The sequence below is a fragment of the Streptomyces sp. NPDC046859 genome, from assembly GCF_040645135.1.
In the GTDB taxonomy this organism is placed as follows: Bacteria; Actinomycetota; Actinomycetes; order Streptomycetales; family Streptomycetaceae; genus Streptomyces.
The window spans coordinates 72526-90348 of the sequence record NZ_JBEYXR010000018.1 but is presented as its reverse complement, the minus strand read 5'-3'; the positions used below and the strand labels follow the sequence as shown (position 1 = coordinate 90348).

Here is a 17823-nt window from a genome sequence, read left to right as displayed (position 1 = left end):
GTGCCCCCTGCTCGAGCGGAAGCCTGAGCTGGGGGGAGTGCCGGGCGCGACACCTTGACCGGACCCTTCCGTGACAGTCGGTCGAGCCAGCTGCCCGGGCCCGGCACGTCCAGTATCGGGGGCGCCCCCGAGATCAGACGTCAGCGCAGTGAACATGCCGCAGCGCCCGGCGACTGGAGGGTCATCGGGCACCGCGGCACTTTTTTCGATCACACAGCACTGGCGGGTGCTGAGCTGAGGCGGATGGACCGCGTCAGGACGCGAGGACCTCGTCGAGCAGGGCCTCGGCCTTGTCCTCGTTCGTGTTCTCCGCGAGGGCGAGCTCGCTCACCAGGATCTGCCGGGCCTTGGCGAGCATGCGCTTCTCACCGGCGGACAGTCCGCGCTCGCGCTCACGACGCCACAGGTCACGCACGACTTCCGCGACCTTGATGACATCGCCGGAGGCGAGCTTCTCCAGATTTGCCTTGTAACGACGCGACCAGTTCGTGGGCTCCTCGGCGTACGGCGCGCGCAGCACCTCGAAGACCCGGTCCAGCCCGTCCTGACCGACCACATCACGTACGCCGACGAACTCCGCATTGTCCGCTGGCACACGTACCGTCAGGTCACCCTGGGCGACCTTCAGCACCAAGTAGGTCTTGTCCACGCCTTTGATCTGGCGAGTTTCGATGGCCTCGATCAGCGCGGCCCCGTGATGGGGATAGACCACGGTGTCGCCAACCTTGAACGTCATGTGACAGGTACCCCTTCCGTGGCTATCCAGGGTAACACGGAAACGGCGGGTTCTGAATGGCGTTTTCGCAGGTCAGGGCATATCTCAGGGCTTGACAACTCCGACAGGAACGTGCTGCGCGAGCGGAACGGAAGCAGGTATTCGCAGGTCGGAGGGGCTCTGCGGGTGGACCGAAACCCACACGTTACGCGCCTCCGAGCCTGCCCGCGCGTGCCCTAACGTACACAAATGTCCGGTTCCATGTGTGCGACTTCCGCTACTCCGTTCGGCGTCCCGAGTCGGGTCCCGGCCGATTCCGGAATTGATCACTACCCGGTCGGCGGTACGTCCGGTGATCAATTCCGGGGCGTCACGCATTCCTTCACAAAAATGCCGCGCGCGGCCGTGCGGCGCTCCTTATGTGAATGACGGACCACCTCACGGGCAATGCGGCGGGCGGAGCACAAGTGGGTGAACGGACGGGTGGTGGAAGAGGGACTTCGGCGGCAGTTGGCCGCTCAGGGGAGGGTCGGGTGCGGCCGCGCGGGAACGGATCGGTAACCTGAGGCCGCTGACAGACACTTAGGGCGGCTTCACGCGCCCGCCCCGTTCGAGTCAAGGAGTTGCCGCCGCCGTGAGCAGCAGCCTTCGACGCGGCGTCCTCGCCGCCGCCGCCCTCGCGTTCTCGATGACCACGCTCGCCGCGTGCGCCGCCGGCAACAACGCGCAGACACTGCAGATCAAGCCGGACAACGCGGCCACCAGCGTCGGAGTCATCAAGATCCAGAACGCCCTCGTCATCACCCCGTCCGAGCTGGAGTCCACCAGCTCCGCCGCGGTCTCCGCGACCCTGTTCAACAGCGGCGACACCGCCCAGACGCTGGACGCGGTGAAGGTGAAGGGCACCGGCGAGAAGGCCGTGCTCACGCCCGCCAAGGGCGGCAGCCTGACCATCCCGGCCGGCGGCTCGCTCATCCTCGGCGGCAAGGACAACGCCTCCGCCGTGCTGCCCAAGGGCCGCAAGAGCATCCAGGACGGCAACGCCCAGCCGATCACCTTCACCTTCAGCAAGACCGGTGACGTGAGCCTGCGCGCCCTGGTCGTCCCGGCCGAGAGCTACTACAAGAGCTGGGGCCCGAGCGACGTCCCGTCCGCCCGGGAGACGGGCGCCACGCCGTCCGGCTCGGCCACCGGCACCCCGACCGCCAGCGCCACGCCGAGCGGCGAGGCCTCCGCGGACTCCACCGCGAGCGCCAGTGCCGCGGCCGGCGCCGAGGAGACGGGTACCGCCGTGCTCCCCTCCGACAGCGCCTCCCAGTCGGCCGGCGCCGGGCACTGAGCGCCGTGGACACGCCGAAGGGCGGGACCCGCACACGCGGGGTCCCGCCCTTCGGCGTGACGGCATGGTCCGGGCCGATCTACGGCTCGAACTTGTAGCCGAGGCCGCGCACGGTCACCAGGTATCGGGGCGCGCCCGGGTCCGGCTCGATCTTGGCGCGCAGGCGCTTGACGTGGACGTCGAGCGTCTTGGTGTCCCCGACGTAGTCGGCGCCCCAGACGCGGTCGATCAGCTGCATCCGGGTGAGGACCCGGCCGGCGTTGCGCAGGAGCATCTCCAGCAGGTCGAACTCCTTCAGCGGGAGGTCGATCTTGGCGCCGGAGACCGTGACCACGTGCCGGTCCACGTCCATCCGGACGGGGCCCGCCTCCAGGGCGGCCGGGGTCACCTCCTCGGGCTCGCCGCGGCGGCGCAGGACGGCCCGGATACGGGCGACCAGCTCGCGCGAGGAGAACGGCTTGGTGACGTAGTCGTCCGCGCCTATCTCCAGGCCGACGACCTTGTCGATCTCGCTGTCCTTGGCGGTGACCATGATCACCGGGACGTTGGAGCGGCCGCGCAGCTGGCGGCAGACCTCCGTGCCGGGCAGCCCCGGCAGCATCAGGTCCAGGAGGACGAGGTCGGCGCCGTTGCGCTCGAACTCGTCGAGTCCGTCGGGCCCGGTGGTCGCGACCGCGACCTCGAAGCCCTCCTTGCGGAGCATGTACGACAGGGCGTCGGAGAAGGACTCCTCGTCCTCGACGACGAGCACTCGGGTCACGGATGGACCTCCGGGGCGGAAAGCGTTTCGTACGCGGCTGACTCGGGGGTGGTGCGGGAATGCGTGGGGGCTTCGAACCCGGTCTCGTCGCCGGGACCGGGCGGCTGCTGCGCGCGGTCACGGGACTCGCCCGCCTCCGGCAGCCGCAGAGTGAAGGTGGAGCCCTGTCCCTCGGAGCTCCACACCGTGACCTCCCCGCTGTGCGAGGCGGCCACGTGCTTGACGATCGCCAGACCGAGGCCGGTGCCGCCGGTGGCACGGGAGCGGGCCGGGTCGACGCGGTAGAAGCGCTCGAAGATGCGCTCCTTGTCCTTGTCCGAGATGCCGATGCCCTGGTCGGTCACGGCGATCTCGATGTGGTCGCCGCCCGGCGCGGTGATCCGGCGGGCGGCGATGCCGACGCGGGTGCGGGCGGGCGAATAGTTGACGGCGTTCTCCACGAGGTTGCCGAGCGCGGCGGCGAGCTGGCCGCGGTTGCCCCAGATCCTGAGGTCGGCGGTGCCGCCGACGGCCATGGTGATCTGCTTCGTCCCGGCGGCGTGCCGGCAGCGGTCCACGGCCTCGGCGACGAGTTCGTCCACCCGGACCGGCTCGGCGTCCTCCAGCGGGTCGTCGTTCTGCACCCGGGAGAGGTCGATGAGCTCCTGCACCAGGTTGGTGAGCCGGGTCGCCTCGATCTGCATGCGCCCGGCGAAGCGCTCGACGGCCTCCGGGTCGTCGGCGGCGTCCATGACGGCCTCGGACAGCAGCGAGAGCGCGCCGACCGGCGTCTTCAGCTCATGGCTCACATTGGCGACGAAGTCCCGGCGGACCGCCTCGATACGCCGGGCCTCGGTGAGGTCCTCGACCAGCAGCAGGACCAGCCGGGAGCCGAGGGGCGCGACACGCGCGGACACGGCGAGGGCCTCGCCGCGCCCGGTGCCGCGCCGCGGCAGGTCCAGCTCGACCTGCCGTATCTCGCCGTCGCGTCTGGTGTCGCGGGCCATCTGCAGCATGGGCTCCACCGAGAGCCGGCCGCCGCGGACCAGGCCGAGGGCGTACGCCGCCGAGCTGGCCTTGACCACGGCGTCGCCCTCGTCGAGGACGACGGCGGAGGAGCGCAGCACCGACAGCACGGTGTCCACGCCGGGCGGCAGGACCGGGTCGGTGTGCAGGGAGGTGCGGGTGGGGCGCTTCAGGTCGCGTTCGCTCCAGCGGAACGCCAGCATGGCGATGACACCGGTGAGCACCCCGGCGATCGCAGCCGCTGCGGCGACCGCCGCGTTCACGTCCATGCGTCCAGGTTAGGCATGGCCCAGGTCATGCCCACAGCCGCCGGAGTGCGACCTCCGACACTCGTCGCCCAGAGTTCACCTGGGCGACGGAGCCGGTTCACTCGGGGTGGCGCAAACGGACGCGTGGCGCCCGCATCGTGGGACCGTCGGGAGCGGTACGGCGGCTCGGCGGGAGGCCGGGGCGGATCGGAACGACGATCCGCACTGATGGTTTTCCGACCGTCGGACTGTAGTGCCGTCGGACCGTAGCTCTGTCGTGCTGTCGGACCGTAGTGCCGTCGGACGGTAGTGCTGTCGTGCTGTAGGCCTGTAGTGCTGTCGGACCGTCGTTCTCCCGACCGTACGACTGTCGACGGTTCTACTGTCATAGGGAACGACCGTAGGACAGTCGGACACCCGGCAAAGCGGCTTTTCCGGTGAGACGACAGGCTGCCGGGCCACCCCTGAGGCAGATGTGAGAGAGGGACCCTGATGCGGGACGCGTACCACGAGGAACTGGACTCGATCGGCGACGGACTGGTCGAGATGGCCCGGCTGGCCGGGTCGGCGATCGGGCGCGCCACGACGGCCATCCTCGACTCCGACCTGAAGCTGGCCGAGAGCGTCATCGAGGCGGACCAGAAGGTCGACGACCTCCAGCACGACCTGGAGGCCCGGGCCATCGCCCTGCTCGCCCGCCAGCAGCCGGTGGCGACGGACCTGCGGATCGTGGTGACCTCCCTGCGCATGTCGGCGGACCTGGAGCGGTCCGGCGACCTCGCCCAGCACGTGGCCAAGCTGACGCGGCTGCGCTACCCGGAGCGGGCGATCCCGCAGGACCTGCACGCCACCATCCTGGAGATGGGGCAGCTGGCGCAGCGCCTGATGGCGAAGGCGGCCGAGGTGATCGTCACCAAGGACGTCGACCTCGCGCTGCAGCTGGAGCAGGACGACGACGAGATGGACCTGCTGCACCGCACGCTCTTCCAGCACCTGATGGACGAGCGCTGGAAGCACGGCATCGAGACGGCGGTCGACGTGACGCTGCTCGGCCGCTACTACGAGCGGTACGCCGACCACGCGGTGGCGGTCGCGAAGCGGGTCGTCTACCTGGTCACCGGTGAGCACGCCGACGATCTCCAGGCCGACGTCCAGCCCGAGATCCAGTCGGCCCCGGGGGCGGACGGCGCGTAGACCGCGCGGGCGCTGCGGGGGTCCGGGCGGGCTCGCGAGGTCCGGTCCGGGCGCGTACGAGCCTCCGTGCGCCGTTGATGCGCCCAGCGGGGCGGGCATCCAATGGGCACAGGCACCAGCCTTATAGGAGGGACCATGGCCGAATCCCCCAGCACCCCCGCCACGACGCCCGACCCCACGCGGGAACGCCCGACCGAGCAGCCCGCCGACGTCCGGAGCCTCCCCCTGTTCGGGGCCTGCGGCTGCGGCTCGGGCTGCGGGTGCGGGTGCCAGTCCGGGAACCCGTGCCAGTGCGGGTGAGGTGAGGGGCGGGACCGCGCTCAGGGTGCCGTGTGCACGGCACCCGGCAACGCCTGCTCGGCCCAGATGACCTTGCCCTGCGAGGTGTACCGGGTGCCCCAGCGCTCGGTCATCTGGGCGACCAGGAAGAGCCCGCGGCCGCCCTCGTCGGTCGTCGCGGCGTACCGCAGATGCGGTGAGGTGCTGCTGGAGTCGGAGACCTCGCAGGTCAGCACCCGGTCGCGGATCAGCCGTACCTGGATGGGCTCACCGCCGTAGCGGATGGCGTTGGTGACGAGCTCGCTCAGGACGAGTTCGGTGACGAAGTCCAGCTCGGCCAGACCCCACTCCGCCAGCTTGCCGGAGACGGCCTCGCGCACCCCCGCCACGGCGGACGGGTCGGGCGGCACGTCCCAGGTGGCCACGTGGTCGGCCGGCAGCGCCTTGGTACGGGCGATCAGCAGGGCCACGTCGTCCTTCGGGCCGGCCGGCAGCAGTGCGTCCACCACCGCGCGGCAGCTGTCCTCCGGTGACCGTCCGGGGTGGCCGGTCAGGGCCTGGCGCAGCAGTTCCTGGCCGACGTCGAGGTCGCGGGTGCGGTCCTCGATGAGACCGTCGGTGTACAGGACGAGCTGGGTGCCGTCGGCCAGGTCGAACTCCGCCGTGCGGAAGGGCATCCCGCCCAGCCCGAGCGGCGGCCCGCCCGGCAGGTCGGGGTAGGTGACCTCGCCGTCGGGGCGGACCAGGGCGGGCGCCGGATGGCCGGCCCGCGCCATGGCGCAGCGGCCGGTGACGGGGTCGTAGATCACGTACAGGCAGGTGGCGCCGACGACGGCGGCCCGGTCGTCGCAGGTCTCGTCCTGGTCGATACGGCCGACCAGGTCGTCGAGGTGGCTGAGCAGCTCGTCGGGGGGCAGGTCGAGCGTCGAGAAGTTGTGCACGGCGGTGCGCAGCCGGCCCATGGTGGCGGCGGCGTGCAGGCCGTGCCCGACCACGTCGCCGACGACCATCGCGACCCGGCTCCCCGGCAACGGGATCACATCGAACCAGTCGCCGCTCACCCCCGACTGGGCCGGAATGTAACGGGAGCCGACGTCCAGGGCGCTCTGCTCGGGCAGGGCCCTCGGCAGCAGGCTGCGCTGGAGGGTGACCGCCATGGTGTGCTCGCGGGTGAAGCGGCGGGCGTTGTCAATGCTGACCGCGGCCCGCGCCACCAGCTCCTCGGCCAGCGACAGCTCCTCCGCGTCGAACGCCTCGTGCTCCTTGCCGCGGTAGAAGTGGACCAGGCCCAGGACGGCGCCGCGGGCCCGGATGGGCGCGGAGATGAGGGAGTGGATGCCGTAGTCGAGGATCTCCTGGGTGCGGTCGGGGTCCTGGGCCCGCCAGTCGTCGGCGGCCGCGAGGTCGGCGACCAGGACGGAACGGCCGGTGCCGTAGCCGCGGGCCTGCGGGGTGGTGGGCAGGAAGTCGATGAGCCGGTCCACCTCGTAGAGGGGGTGGTCGTCGCGGATGCCGTGCGCGGCGACCCGCCGCATGTCCGTCGCCGTGAGCGTCGGCTCCTCCCCCTGCACCACGCCGTCGGCAAGGTCCACGGTGACGAAGTCGGCGAAGCGGGGGACGGCGATCCGGGCCAGTTCCCCGGCGGTGCCGACCACATCGAGGGTGGTGCCGACGCCGAGGCCCGCGTCGTACAGCAGCTTGAGGCGTTCCCGGGCGATCTCCGCCCGGCCGGAGACCGCCTGCAGTTCGGTGGTGTCGCGGAGGGTGACCACGGTGCCGCGGGGGCCGGCCCGGTCGGTGTGCCGCTGGTTGATCGCCAGCAGGCGGTCGCCCGCGAAATGCACCTCGTCGGTGGCCTCCCGGCCGGAGACGAGCAGATCCACCGTCTCCGGGTCGAGCCCGGACAGCTCCGCCACATCCCGGCCCTCGGCGTCCGGGGACAGCTCCAGCAGGCGCCTCGCCTCGTCGTTGGCGAGCAGCAGCCGGCCGTCGTCGACGATCAGCACGCCCTCCCGCACCGAGTGCAGGACCGCGTCGTGGTGCTCGTAGATGCGGTTCATCTCGTCCGCGGCCAGGGCGTGGGTCTGGCGCCGCAGCCGCCGGCTCACCAGGGCGGTGCCGCCCGCCGTCACGGCGAGCGCCACGGCGCCGGCGCCCAGGATGATCGGGAGCTGGCGGTACGCCTCGCCGGTCACGCTCTTGACCTTCAGCCCGGCGGACACCAGGGCGGTGACCTTGCCGTTCTGGTCCTCGATCGGGACGGTCGCCTGGACCTCCTTGCCGAGCGGCCCCTGCACGCTCTCCGTGTACACATGGCCCGCGAGGGACGGCTCGATCGTGCCGACGAAACGCTTGCCGATGCGGTCGGGCAGGGGGTGGGTGTAGCGGATGCCGTTCGTGTCCATGACGACGATGAAGTCGACGCCGGCGGCGCCTCGCCCGGCCTCGGTGAGCGGCTGGAGCACCTTGGAGGGGTTCTCCGACCGCAGGGCCGCGAGAACGCCGGGCGCGTGCGCGAACGTCTGGGCCACGGCGACGGAACGGCGCTTCGCCTCGGTCTGGGTGTCGCGGCTCGACTGGAGGATCAGGGCGACGACGGCGCAGATCCCGAGCAGCAGGACGAGCGCCACCTGGAGCACGAACACCTGACCGGCGACACTCCGAGGGCTCCTGCCGACCAGCGAGCGCCATCGCCCCCGCGTCCACTGGTCGAATCTGTCCGACATGTCGCTATTTGTACCATCGGCATTTTCTGCTGGCTACGGTGTGTCCACGATGGGGACGACCGTCCTGCTGTCGCGCGCGACGGCTGAGCGGCGACTGAGCAGGAAGAACGGAGGCGGCCGGGCCTTTTTCTCGACCCGGACCTTCTCTCGACCGGGGCCTCTCCCGACCGGGGTCTTTTCGCCGCTGCCAGCCGCGTACCCTCATCCGCGCGGGAGGACACCCAGCAGCATCGAGGTGAAGGCCGTCCGCAGGGCCTCGCGCAGCTCCATGTGCAGGACGCCGAGGGCGGGCTCGTCGGCGTAGGCGGCGAGGACGCTGGGCGGCGGGGGGACGTACGACGACAGCGCGCCCGCCGAGGCGAGGCCCGTGAGGCAGAACAGCCGCGCTCCTTCACCGAGTTCGGGCACATGGCGGCACAGCAGTCCGGTCACGGCCTCGAGCCTGGCGAGGGAGGCGCGCTTGTGCCGTTTGACCACCTCGACGGAGACGTTGCGCTCGAGGACGCCGCCCTGGGCGCCGAAGAGATCACACAGCACCGTACGGTCCGCCAGCGACCGGCTGAGGATGTCCGCGAGCTGGGCCGCCCGCTTCTCCGCGGGGGCGTGCGCCTCGATCCCCTCGGCCAGATCGCGCTCCAGCTCGGCGATCCAGCGGCCCAGGAAATCGTCGAGGAGTTCGAGCAGAACGGCCTCACGTGACTCGAAATAGCGCAGGACGTTCGACTTGGCCAGGCCCACGCGCCGGCTGAGCTCGTTCAGGCTCAGCTCGGCCACCGGCATCTCCTCGAGCATCGCCGCCGCCGTGTCCAGGATCGCCCGACGGCGGGCCTGTCGCTGCTCCTCGCTTCGCGCCCGCTGAAAAGTCACGCCTCAGCCTAACTTACGGACCGGCGGTCTCTTGCTATCAGACCATCGGTCCCTTACGCTCGGAGCCATAACAGACCGCTGGTCCGTTACGACTCACGGGCGACCTCGGCGACCCAGGCGACCCAGGCGCACGACGAGAACGAGGAGAAGACGATGACGGACGTGAAGTGGACCGAACAGCACATCCCCGACCAGGGCGGCCGGGTGGCGATCGTGACCGGCGCCAACACCGGGCTCGGCTTCGAGACCGCCCGGATGCTCGCGGAGCACGGGGCGACGGTGGTCCTGGCCGTGCGCGACGTGGAGAAGGGGAAGCGGGCGGCCGCCCGGATCAGGGGTGATGTCACCGTCCAGGCCCTCGACCTGACGTCCCTGGACTCGGTCCGGGCCGCGGCCGCCGACCTGCGCGCCGCGCACCCGCACATCGACCTGCTGATCAACAACGCCGGTGTGATGTACACGCCGAAGAAGACCACCGCCGACGGCTTCGAGCTGCAGTTCGGCACCAACCACCTGGGCCACTTCGCCCTCACCGGCCTGCTGCTCGACCGGCTCCTGCCCGTCCCCGGCTCCCGTGTCGTCACGGTGAGCAGCACCGGGCACCGCATCCGGGCCGCGATCCACTTCGACGACCTGCAATGGGAGCGGTCGTACAGCCGCACCGGCGCCTACGGGCAGTCCAAGCTGGCCAACCTGCTGTTCACGTACGAGCTCCAGCGCCGGCTCGCCCCGCACGGCACCACGATGGCGGTGGCCGCCCATCCCGGCCTGTCCAACACCGAGCTGCTGCGCAACACCCCGGCGGCGCTCCGGGTGCCGGTCAGCCGCCTCGCCCCGCTGCTGACGCAGAGCCCCGCGATGGGCGCCCTGCCCACCCTGCGCGCGGCCACCGACCCGGCCGTCACCGGCGGCCAGTACTACGGCCCCGGCGGCCGCGGCGAGATCCGGGGCTACCCGAAGCAGGTCGAGTCCAGCGCCGCCTCACACGACGAGACGGTCATGCACCGCCTGTGGACGGTCTCGGAGGAACTGACGGGGGTCTCGTTCCCGGTGGGGCGGGCCGCGACGGCGTCCTGAGCGACGGCCGGTTCCGTACGTCGACGTACACGATGCGGCCGTCCCGGGGCAACCTCGCGGTGCCGTCGACCGCCGTGGCTGCCGGGCCGGTGGCGACGTATGCCGATGCGGAGTGGGGCCGTTCTCGTCCCTGCGATGACGTGGTCCGGGATATCTGGCCCAGGCTGGGGGTACCCGCCCCGCAGCATGGCCCATGGCCGAGTCCGGTACGCGGCGACAGCAACGGAGAACCAGATGAAGGCCCGCCAATCAGCAGCCACGCCGACGCCGGCTCCAGCGGGTGAGCAGCCCGCCGAAGTCCTCTCCGGCCGCTATCGGTTGGGCGCGAGAATCGGGTCGGGAGGCATGGCCGACGTGTACGAGGGCGTTGACACGCGCCTTCGGCGGTCCGTGGCCGTCAAGGTGTTCCGGCCCGGCCCGGACCCGCAGACGGAGGACCGTCTCACCGCGGAGGCCGTCCTTCTGGCCCGCCTACAGCACCCGGGACTGGTCACTGTCTACGACGCCGGCCGCCACGACGACCGCACCTACCTGGTCATGCAACTGATCAAGGGCCCCACGCTGCGCAGCCTTTTGGCGTGTGGAGCGCTGCCTGAGCGCCGGGTGGTCGATGTGGGCGCCGCCCTCGCGCGGGTGCTGGCCTATGTCCACCAGGCCGGCGTCGTGCACCGGGACATCAAACCGTCGAACATCCTCCTCGACGCGGCCGGCGATCCTCACCTTGCTGATTTCGGCATCGCGCGCCTGGCCAATGCCACCCGTCATACGGCACCGGACGTACTGATAGGCACCGCCGCCTATCTGGCACCGGAGCAGGTCGAGGGCAGGCGGATCGGGCCGGCCGCCGACGTCTACGCGCTCGGCCTGGTGCTGCTGGAGTGCTTGAAAGGGGAACTGGAGTACCAGGGCACCCCGTTGGAAGCGACCGTCGCCCGCCTGCACCGCCCGCCCGAAGTCCCCACCTGGCTCCCCTCGGAACTCGCCGCCCTGCTGCGGGCCATGACCGCCCAGGACCCCGAGGCCCGCCCGGACGCCGAGCAGTGCGCGCAAGCCCTCGCCTCCTGGCACGCCGGTGATCCCTACCCCCTGCCGCTCTCGGCGCCCTCCCTTCCGACGCCGCCGACCGCTCACCCCGGAACGAAGGAGCACACACGCTCTCAGGGGGCGGCAGCCACCCGGCGCGACCTGCCCGGCCGCACTCGCCACCGCCGTCGCCTGGCAGCGGGCACGGCCCTGGCCCTCTCCGTGGCCCTGGGCGCGACTCTCGGCGTCACATCGAGCACTAGCGGAAGCGACGACCGGGAAGCGGCGACGCCCGCCGAAAATCCCGCACACCCGCCCTCCGGTACGGCGTCTGCCAAGAGCGGGCCCGGTGCCCTCCCACCCACCCGATCGAACGGCGCTCAGCCCTCCTCCGGGGCATTGGGTGCGTCCCACCCTGCGGCTGCGGCAACCGGATCTCATGCCCAGCCCGTCTCCAGGACACTCGACGCTTCTGATCCGGCGTCTGCCCCGAACGCGAGCCGCAGCGCCTCCGCACCGCCCGCGAGCTCCGGGCCGTCCGGATCGGCGTCACTGCCGCCAGGATCCGCGCCGACCGCGACCGGGGACGCCGGCTCCAGCCCGACGACCCCAGCGGCGACGCCGACCACTGCCACGGCGTCCCCGTCAGCAAAGCCCTCGAAGGGCCGCGCCACTACCAGCGCACCGCCCAGCCCGAGCCCGACGCAGTAGAGGCCGAGGACCGAACCCGCCGTGCCGTCACATGTTCAACCTTGTGGGGGCACACCCGCTTCAAAGGGCTCATCCGGCGGATCGGCCCAGCGTCACGGAACTCTGCGGGCCGAGCACCGCGAGCGCACCCGAAAAGCCGTGGCTGCCGTCTTCGGAGGCGCGTACGCTCCCGTTCGCTGAGCCAGGAGGGCGAGATCTCCGACGAAGGGTCCATCGACTACGACACGTTGCTCTGCGACGACCCGTCCCACGAGGTGCTGCTCGTCGACTGCGGGCCCCGCGAGATGGATGTGATCCTGGCAGTGCGCAAGGTGACCGGGCAGAGTGTGTGGCACAGCCGGGACCTGGCGCGACAAGCGCCCGTCACCCTCCTGGGAGGTCTGTCCGCGTACAGGGCCCAGTCCGCTGTCGCTGTGCTCAAGAGCGCCGGAGCCAGGGCGGAGTGGAGACAGGAGCCGGAGCCCGGAGAGCGCACGGCCCCTCTGCTCTGACGGCCCGGAAACGGCCCGGAGGCAGTGAAAAGCCCCCCACCCACGGGGAAACCGCAGGTAGGGGGCTTGATCGCGTGTGCTTACTTCTTCTTGCCCTGGTTCTTGACCGCCTCGATCGCCGCCGCCGCGGCCTCGGGGTCGAGGTAGCGGCCGCCCGGGGTGAGCGGCTTGAAGTCGGTGTCCAGGTCGTAGGCGAGCGGGATGCCGGTCGGGATGTTCAGGCCCGCGATGTCGGCGTCCGAGATGCCGTCCAGGTGCTTGACCAGGGCGCGCAGCGAGTTGCCGTGGGCCGCGACCAGGACCGTGCGGCCGGTCAGCAGGTCGGGGACGATCGCGTCGAACCAGTACGGCAGCATGCGGACGACGACGTCCTTGAGGCACTCCGTGCGCGGGCGCAGCTCCGGCGGGAGGGTCGCGTAGCGCGGGTCGTGGAACTGGGAGTACTCGGAGTCGATGTCGAGCGGCGGGGGCGGGGTGTCGTAGGAGCGGCGCCACAGCATGAACTGCTCCTCGCCGAACTCGGCGAGGGTCTGGGCCTTGTCCTTGCCCTGCAGGGCGCCGTAGTGGCGCTCGTTCAGGCGCCACGAGCGGTGGACCGGGATCCAGAGGCGGTCGGCCGCCTCCAGCGCCAGCTGGGCCGTCCGGATCGCGCGCTTCTGGAGCGACGTGTGGACCACGTCGGGCAGGAGTCCGGCGTCCTTCAGGAGCTCGCCACCGCGGACCGCCTCCTTCTCGCCCTTCTCGTTGAGGTTGACGTCCACCCAGCCGGTGAACAGGTTCTTCGCGTTCCACTCGCTCTCGCCGTGGCGGAGGAGGATCAGCTTGTACGGTGCGTCGGCCATGCCTCAGAGCGTAATCCACGCATTCGGGCCCTCGGCGGCCCCGCCCGGCAGGCGGACGGTTGACGGGATCTGTTAATCGAGTGGCTCGCCCTCGCCCCGGTTTTGTAAGTTGCGGATGCCGTTCTGGCTTCTTACATCCGCTGCCGGTGTCCGGCTCGTCCATGGGGGGACCCCTGATGTCACTCGCCGCCGTCAGACGCGCCACCAGGGAGACCGTCTCCGGGCTCCCCCGTGAGTTCTGGTGGCTGTGGACGAGCACCCTGGTGAACCGGCTCGGCGCCTTCGTCGCCACCTTCATGGCCCTGTACCTGACCCTCGAGCGCGGTCACTCCGCCTCCTACGCCGGTCTGGTCGCCGCGCTCCACGGCCTCGGCGGGGTCGTCTCCTCGCTCGGCGGCGGGGTGATGGCCGACCGGCTCGGCCGCCGGCCCACCCTGCTGATCGCGCAGTCCGCGACCGCCGTGTCGGTGGCGGTGCTGGGCTTCGTGCAGCACCCCGCGGCCATCGCCGCCGTCGCCTTCGCGGTGGGCGCCGCCTCCAACGCCTCCCGGCCGGCCGTGCAGGCGATGATGGCGGACATCGTCCGGCCCGAGGACCGGGTCCGCGCCTTCTCCCTGAACTACTGGGCCATCAACCTCGGTTTCGCGATCTCCTCCATGGCCGCCGGTTTCATCGCCGAGGTCAGCTACCGCGCCGGATTCCTGCTGGAGGCCGGGATGACGGCCGTCTGCGCGGTCGTCGTCTTCATGAAGCTTCCCGAGTCGCGGCCCGGGAAGGCGGACACCGGGAAACCCGGCGAGGAGATCGGGCTGGGGACCGTGCTGCGCGACCGGCGCTTCATGGGGGTCGTCGGGCTGTGCTTCCTCGTCGCCCTCGTCTTCCAGCAGGGCGCGGTCGGGCTGCCGGTGGCCATGGGCGCGGCCGGGTTCTCGCCCGCCGACTACGGCCTGGCCATCGCCGTCAACGGCGTCCTGATCGTCGCGCTCCAGATCCCGGTCACCCGGTTCATCGAACGCCGGGACGCCGGCCGCATCCTGGTCGTGTCGTCCCTGGTGGCGGGTTACGGCTTCGGGCTCACCGCGTTCGCCGGGTCGGTCGGTGTCTTCGCGCTGACGGTGTGCGTGTGGACGCTCGGCGAGATGCTCAACGCGCCCACCCAGACAGGCCTGGTCGTGCGCCTGTCCCCGGCCCACGGACGCGGCCGCTACCAGGGCGTGTACACGCTGTCCTGGTCGGTGGCGGCCCTCGTCGCCCCGCTGATGTCGGGCCTCGTCATCGACCACCTCGGCGCCGCGTGGCTGTGGGCGCTGTGCGCGGCCGTCGGCACGGTCGCGGCGGCCGGGTACGGCGTGCTGATGCGCCGGCTGCCCGCCGACGCGCCCGGCGCCACCGTGCCCGTGACCGAGTCCAGGCCGGAGACCAGCGCGGCCTGACCGTCCCGGACGGACCCGCTCAGGGACTCTGACCGTCCCGGACGGACCCGCTCTAGGACTCAGGGGTGCATCCGCGCCCCCTTGAGCACCTTGTCCACGGCGTTCCTCGGCCCGTACACCGCGAGCCCCACCAGGTCCAGCTCGTCCGTGCCCACGGCCCGTACCGCCGCCCGGTTGGCGCCGTCGTGGCCGGTGCCGAAGAGGTCGGAGGTGAACAGGGCGCGCGGCAGGGCGCGGGAGAGCGTGCGGGCGTGGGCGGCCGTCAGGGTCTCCTTGGTGCCCTCGAAGACCAGCACCGGCTGGCGGAACATCGGCAGGTAGGGGACGCCGTCCGCGTCCTCGTACGGCTCCCCGATCACCTCGGGGATCTGCGTGCCCAGGCCGCTGACCAGGAATGCGGTGACGTTCAGCCGCTGCCAGGTCTCCAGGTCCTCGCGCAGCAGCACGGCGATCTTGGTGTCGAAACGGACGGGGGCGGGTGCTTCGGCGTTCATACGGCGAGACTCGCCGACGCCGTGCGGTCCGGTCTTGTACGTTCTTTGCATGGGCACCGCCGCAGAGGTCACCGCGTGGCGTCCCCGCGTCCCCGGCGTCACCGAGGTCTTCCACGCCCGTTTCACCGACTACGCGTACCCGATGCACGTCCACGAGGCGTGGACGCTGCTCATCGTGGACGACGGCGCCGTGCGCTACGACCTGGACCGGCACGAGCACGGCACCCCGCACGACACCGTGTCCCTGCTGCCGCCGCACGTCCCGCACAACGGCTCCCCCGCGACCCCGCACGGCTTCCGCAAACGCGTCCTGTACCTGGACGGCACCCGGCTCGGCGACGACCTGATCGGCCCGGCCGTGGACTCGCCCGACCTGCGTGACCCGGTGCTGCGGCGGCGCGTCGGGCAGCTGCACGCGGCGCTCGCCCACCCCGGCGACGAGCTGGAGGCCGACAGCCGGCTGACCCTCATCGGCGACCGGCTGCGCGCGTGCCTGCGGCCGGGTACGGCGACCGGGGCCGACCGCCGCGACCCCGTGCTCGCCCGCCGATTGCGCGAGCTCCTCGACGAGCGGGTGGTACGGGGCATCGCCCTGGACGAGGCCGCGGCGCTGGTGCGGGCCCATCCCGCCCATCTGGTCCGGGCGTTCGGCGCCGCGTACGGCATCGCCCCGCACCAGTACCTGATGTCCCGCCGGGTCGACCGCGCCCGCCGGCTGCTGCTGGAGGGCCGGGCGCCGGCCGAGGTGGCCACCGCGACCGGCTTCTACGACCAGTCGCACCTCACCCGGCACTTCCGCCGGATGGTGGGCGTCACCCCGGGCCGCTACCGCGGCAGCGCGCGCTGGGCGTCGTAGAGATTGCGGGGCCGTACGACGTCCGTGGTGCCGTACAGCTCCAGGCGGGTGTGCAGGTCGCCGGTGAAGTCGGGCACGTCGATCTGGCCGAACTCGCCGACCTCGTTGAGGCCGACGGTGGCGGAGTACGGCGCGAGGCCGTCGAGGCGGACCATGCCGGCGCGGCCGTTGGCCACCCGGACGTTCCAGTGGGTGAAGCGCGCCCCGAACAGCGGGCCCGCGCTCGCGTCGCCTCCGTGGCGGCCGTCGTTGACGACGGTGATGTCGGTGCGGACGTTGGCGAAGGGCAGTCCGCGATGGCTGTCGAAGGTGCCCGTGCGCATGTCGCCGCGCGACCAGACGTTGTGGGAGGACAGGCCCTCGACGTTGATGCCGTGCAGCTGGGTGTTCGCGGGGGCGGGGGTGGTGCGGGCCTCGATCGTGAAGTCCTCCACGAGGTTGTCGTGCGAGCCTTCCCGGCAGAAGTACGGGTGGTGCACTCCGCGGCCCGCCACACGCGTGTGCGTGAGTGTGCAGGCGGAGGCGGCCACCAGGCCGAAGCCGTTGTCGACGTGCCGCACCGTCACGTCGTGCACCCAGCAGTCGTAGGCGCACTGGAGGACGACGCCGTTGTAGCCCTTGTCGAGGAGGTGCGGCTGCTGCGGGGTCTCCACAGCCTCCAGGGTCAGGCCCTCCACGCCCGCCCCGGTCAGCTCGTCCACATGCGTGGTCAGCCGGGGGTCCCACTCGGGGCGCACGTCGAGCGGCAGCGGACGTTCGAGCGTGACCTCGCGGCCGCGGACCCGGGTGAGGCGCACCGGCCACTCGTAGGGCACGTACGAGGTCAGCTTCGTCTTGTCGTCCCAGGTGTACGCCGCGGCGCCCGGTCCGTCGCCGCTCATGTGCTCCAGGAGCGTGTGCCCGGCGTCGTCGGCGAGGCGCAGCAGCACGAGGGCGCCGGGGCGCAGCGCCGACGGGTCGGCCACCCGTACCGTCCAGGAACCGCGGCGGGCGGGGGCGACGGTGGTGAGGGTGCGCCATTCGTCGCGCCGGTTGCCGGTCCAGCCCTCGAACGGCCAGTCCTTCGCGCGGACGGCGTCGACCAGGGACCGCCAGCGCGCCTCGGGGGCCAGCCAGATCAGGCCGCCGGCCCAGGACCAGGACGACTTGTCGCCGCCGTAGCGGGAGCCGTAGACGCCGATGAGCTCGGTGAGGTTCTTCGTGGCGAGGAGGGTCGTACGGCCGCTGCCGGCGCCGCGCAGGACGACGTTCGAGTGGCCGACGCGGATCACGTCGTCGATGCGGAAGGTGCCGGGCGGGATGGTGACCGTGCCACCGCCGGCCCGTCCGGCGGCGGCGATGGCACGGTTGATCGCGGGGGCGCAGTCGGTCGTGCCGTCCGGCACGGCGCCGAAGGCGCGGACGTCGGCCACGACGCGGGGGCGGGGCCGGCGGGGGTCCCCGCCGCGCCGGCCGGCCCGGCCGACGTAGGGGATCTGCGGGTGGGTGAAGGGTGTGCGGGTGAACTCGTGCCAGAGGGCGGGGACGTGCGGGGTGCCGGGTGCCGGGGCGGGAAGGGCGTCCGCCCGGGCCGTCGTGCCGGCCGTCGCGCCGAGCGCCACGGCCGTGGCCCCGCCGAGCAGGGCCCGTCTGGTGAGATGCGCGTCGCCCATGTCCGTACGCCCTCCATGCCGCTTTTTCATGGATGTGAACGATGTTCAGAAGTGCGTCGGGCGGTGAGCATGCCACGAGACCCCCCGCGACCGGAAGAGGGTGCGCAGCGG

At 71.7% G+C, this 17823-nt stretch carries 15 protein-coding genes; 7 read left to right on the top strand and 8 right to left on the bottom strand.

The genetic code is table 11. The features are described from left to right. Nucleotides 1–253: 253 nt before the first annotated feature. Nucleotides 254–736, bottom strand: a complete 483-nt coding sequence (locus tag ABZ899_RS25280; protein ID WP_003953493.1) for a CarD family transcriptional regulator — start codon at nt 734–736, stop codon at nt 254–256. A gap of 613 nt (nt 737–1349) precedes the next feature. Here ABZ899_RS25280 and ABZ899_RS25275 point away from each other — a divergent pair. Then, entirely contained in the window at nt 1350–2054 is a 705-nt protein-coding gene (locus ABZ899_RS25275; RefSeq protein ID WP_361350205.1) for a DUF461 domain-containing protein, read from the top strand. Nucleotides 2055–2133: 79 nt separating this feature from the next. Here the strand turns inward: ABZ899_RS25275 and ABZ899_RS25270 are convergent, their stop codons facing one another. Together ABZ899_RS25270 and ABZ899_RS25265 are read right to left on the bottom strand one after the other, a co-directional pair. Next, nucleotides 2134–2814 (bottom strand): response regulator transcription factor, encoded by a 681-nt coding sequence (locus ABZ899_RS25270; protein ID WP_062669081.1) that lies wholly within the window; start codon nt 2812–2814, stop codon nt 2134–2136. Beyond that, complete coding sequence (locus ABZ899_RS25265; protein ID WP_361350203.1) at nt 2811–4088, bottom strand: ATP-binding protein; 1278 nt, start codon at nt 4086–4088, stop codon at nt 2811–2813. Before ABZ899_RS25265 ends, ABZ899_RS25270 begins: the two co-directional genes overlap by 4 nt. Nucleotides 4089–4559: 471 nt before the next feature. On the opposite strand from ABZ899_RS25265, the gene phoU reads away from it, so the two are divergent. Then, nucleotides 4560–5261, top strand: coding sequence for a phosphate signaling complex protein PhoU (phoU, locus tag ABZ899_RS25260; RefSeq protein WP_361350202.1), 702 nt, complete (start codon nt 4560–4562; stop codon nt 5259–5261). 320 nt (nt 5262–5581) lie between these two features. Here the strand turns inward: phoU and ABZ899_RS25255 are convergent, their stop codons facing one another. Then, nucleotides 5582–8266: a SpoIIE family protein phosphatase gene (locus ABZ899_RS25255; RefSeq protein ID WP_361350200.1), complete on the bottom strand. Its 2685-nt coding sequence runs from the start codon at nt 8264–8266 to the stop codon at nt 5582–5584. 201 nt (nt 8267–8467) lie between these two features. Further along, nucleotides 8468–9133: a TetR/AcrR family transcriptional regulator gene (locus ABZ899_RS25250; protein WP_361350198.1), complete on the bottom strand. Its 666-nt coding sequence runs from the start codon at nt 9131–9133 to the stop codon at nt 8468–8470. Nucleotides 9134–9286: 153 nt separating this feature from the next. On the opposite strand from ABZ899_RS25250, the gene ABZ899_RS25245 reads away from it, so the two are divergent. The 3 genes from ABZ899_RS25245 to ABZ899_RS25235 all read left to right on the top strand — a co-directional run bounded on the left by ABZ899_RS25245 (nt 9287) and on the right by ABZ899_RS25235 (nt 12435). Then, a complete protein-coding gene (locus ABZ899_RS25245; RefSeq protein WP_361350196.1) occupies nt 9287–10210 on the top strand; it encodes an SDR family NAD(P)-dependent oxidoreductase in 924 nt (307 codons plus the stop codon). A 234-nt stretch (nt 10211–10444) separates the two neighbouring features. Further along, nucleotides 10445–11944 (top strand): serine/threonine-protein kinase, encoded by a 1500-nt coding sequence (locus ABZ899_RS25240; protein WP_361350194.1) that lies wholly within the window; start codon nt 10445–10447, stop codon nt 11942–11944. 254 nt (nt 11945–12198) lie between these two features. Further along, entirely contained in the window at nt 12199–12435 is a 237-nt protein-coding gene (locus ABZ899_RS25235; RefSeq protein ID WP_361350316.1) for a ribosomal protein L7/L12, read from the top strand. A gap of 80 nt (nt 12436–12515) precedes the next feature. On the opposite strand, the gene ABZ899_RS25230 is transcribed toward ABZ899_RS25235, so the two are convergent. Further along, the gene (locus ABZ899_RS25230) at nt 12516–13277 is read right to left on the bottom strand and encodes a phosphoglyceromutase (RefSeq protein WP_361350192.1); all 762 of its coding nucleotides are present in this window, start codon (nt 13275–13277) and stop codon (nt 12516–12518) included. A 176-nt stretch (nt 13278–13453) separates the two neighbouring features. Between ABZ899_RS25230 and ABZ899_RS25225 the strand changes: the two genes are divergently transcribed. Beyond that, nucleotides 13454–14710, top strand: a complete 1257-nt coding sequence (locus tag ABZ899_RS25225) for an MFS transporter (RefSeq protein WP_361350191.1) — start codon at nt 13454–13456, stop codon at nt 14708–14710. 59 nt (nt 14711–14769) lie between these two features. Here the strand turns inward: ABZ899_RS25225 and ABZ899_RS25220 are convergent, their stop codons facing one another. Beyond that, entirely contained in the window at nt 14770–15204 is a 435-nt protein-coding gene (locus ABZ899_RS25220; protein WP_361350189.1) for a DUF2000 domain-containing protein, read from the bottom strand. A 49-nt stretch (nt 15205–15253) separates the two neighbouring features. Between ABZ899_RS25220 and ABZ899_RS25215 the strand changes: the two genes are divergently transcribed. Next, nucleotides 15254–16060, top strand: a complete 807-nt coding sequence (locus tag ABZ899_RS25215) for an AraC family transcriptional regulator (protein ID WP_361350187.1) — start codon at nt 15254–15256, stop codon at nt 16058–16060. Here ABZ899_RS25215 and ABZ899_RS25210 read toward each other — a convergent pair. Next, nucleotides 16030–17712 carry a glycosyl hydrolase family 28-related protein gene (locus ABZ899_RS25210; RefSeq protein WP_361350185.1) on the bottom strand — a complete coding sequence of 561 codons (1683 nt, stop codon included), beginning with the start codon at nt 17710–17712 and terminating at the stop codon, nt 16030–16032. The genes ABZ899_RS25215 and ABZ899_RS25210 overlap by 31 nt on opposite strands. Nucleotides 17713–17823: the final 111 nt, after the last annotated feature.

Excerpts from the sequence above, each read along its gene's own strand:
- ABZ899_RS25280 (WP_003953493.1), bottom strand. The coding sequence starts at position 736 with ATGACGTTCAAGGTTGGCGACACCGTGGTCTATCCCCATCACGGGGCC.
- ABZ899_RS25265 (WP_361350203.1), bottom strand. The coding sequence starts at position 4,088 with ATGGACGTGAACGCGGCGGTCGCCGCAGCGGCTGCGATCGCCGGGGTG.
- phoU (WP_361350202.1), top strand. The coding sequence starts at position 4,560 with ATGCGGGACGCGTACCACGAGGAACTGGACTCGATCGGCGACGGACTG.
- ABZ899_RS25255 (WP_361350200.1), bottom strand. The coding sequence starts at position 8,266 with ATGTCGGACAGATTCGACCAGTGGACGCGGGGGCGATGGCGCTCGCTG.
- ABZ899_RS25245 (WP_361350196.1), top strand. The coding sequence starts at position 9,287 with ATGACGGACGTGAAGTGGACCGAACAGCACATCCCCGACCAGGGCGGC.
- ABZ899_RS25240 (WP_361350194.1), top strand. The coding sequence starts at position 10,445 with ATGAAGGCCCGCCAATCAGCAGCCACGCCGACGCCGGCTCCAGCGGGT.
- ABZ899_RS25230 (WP_361350192.1), bottom strand. The coding sequence starts at position 13,277 with ATGGCCGACGCACCGTACAAGCTGATCCTCCTCCGCCACGGCGAGAGC.
- ABZ899_RS25225 (WP_361350191.1), top strand. The coding sequence starts at position 13,454 with ATGTCACTCGCCGCCGTCAGACGCGCCACCAGGGAGACCGTCTCCGGG.
- ABZ899_RS25220 (WP_361350189.1), bottom strand. The coding sequence starts at position 15,204 with ATGAACGCCGAAGCACCCGCCCCCGTCCGTTTCGACACCAAGATCGCC.
- ABZ899_RS25215 (WP_361350187.1), top strand. The coding sequence starts at position 15,254 with ATGGGCACCGCCGCAGAGGTCACCGCGTGGCGTCCCCGCGTCCCCGGC.
- ABZ899_RS25210 (WP_361350185.1), bottom strand. The coding sequence starts at position 17,712 with ATGGGCGACGCGCATCTCACCAGACGGGCCCTGCTCGGCGGGGCCACG.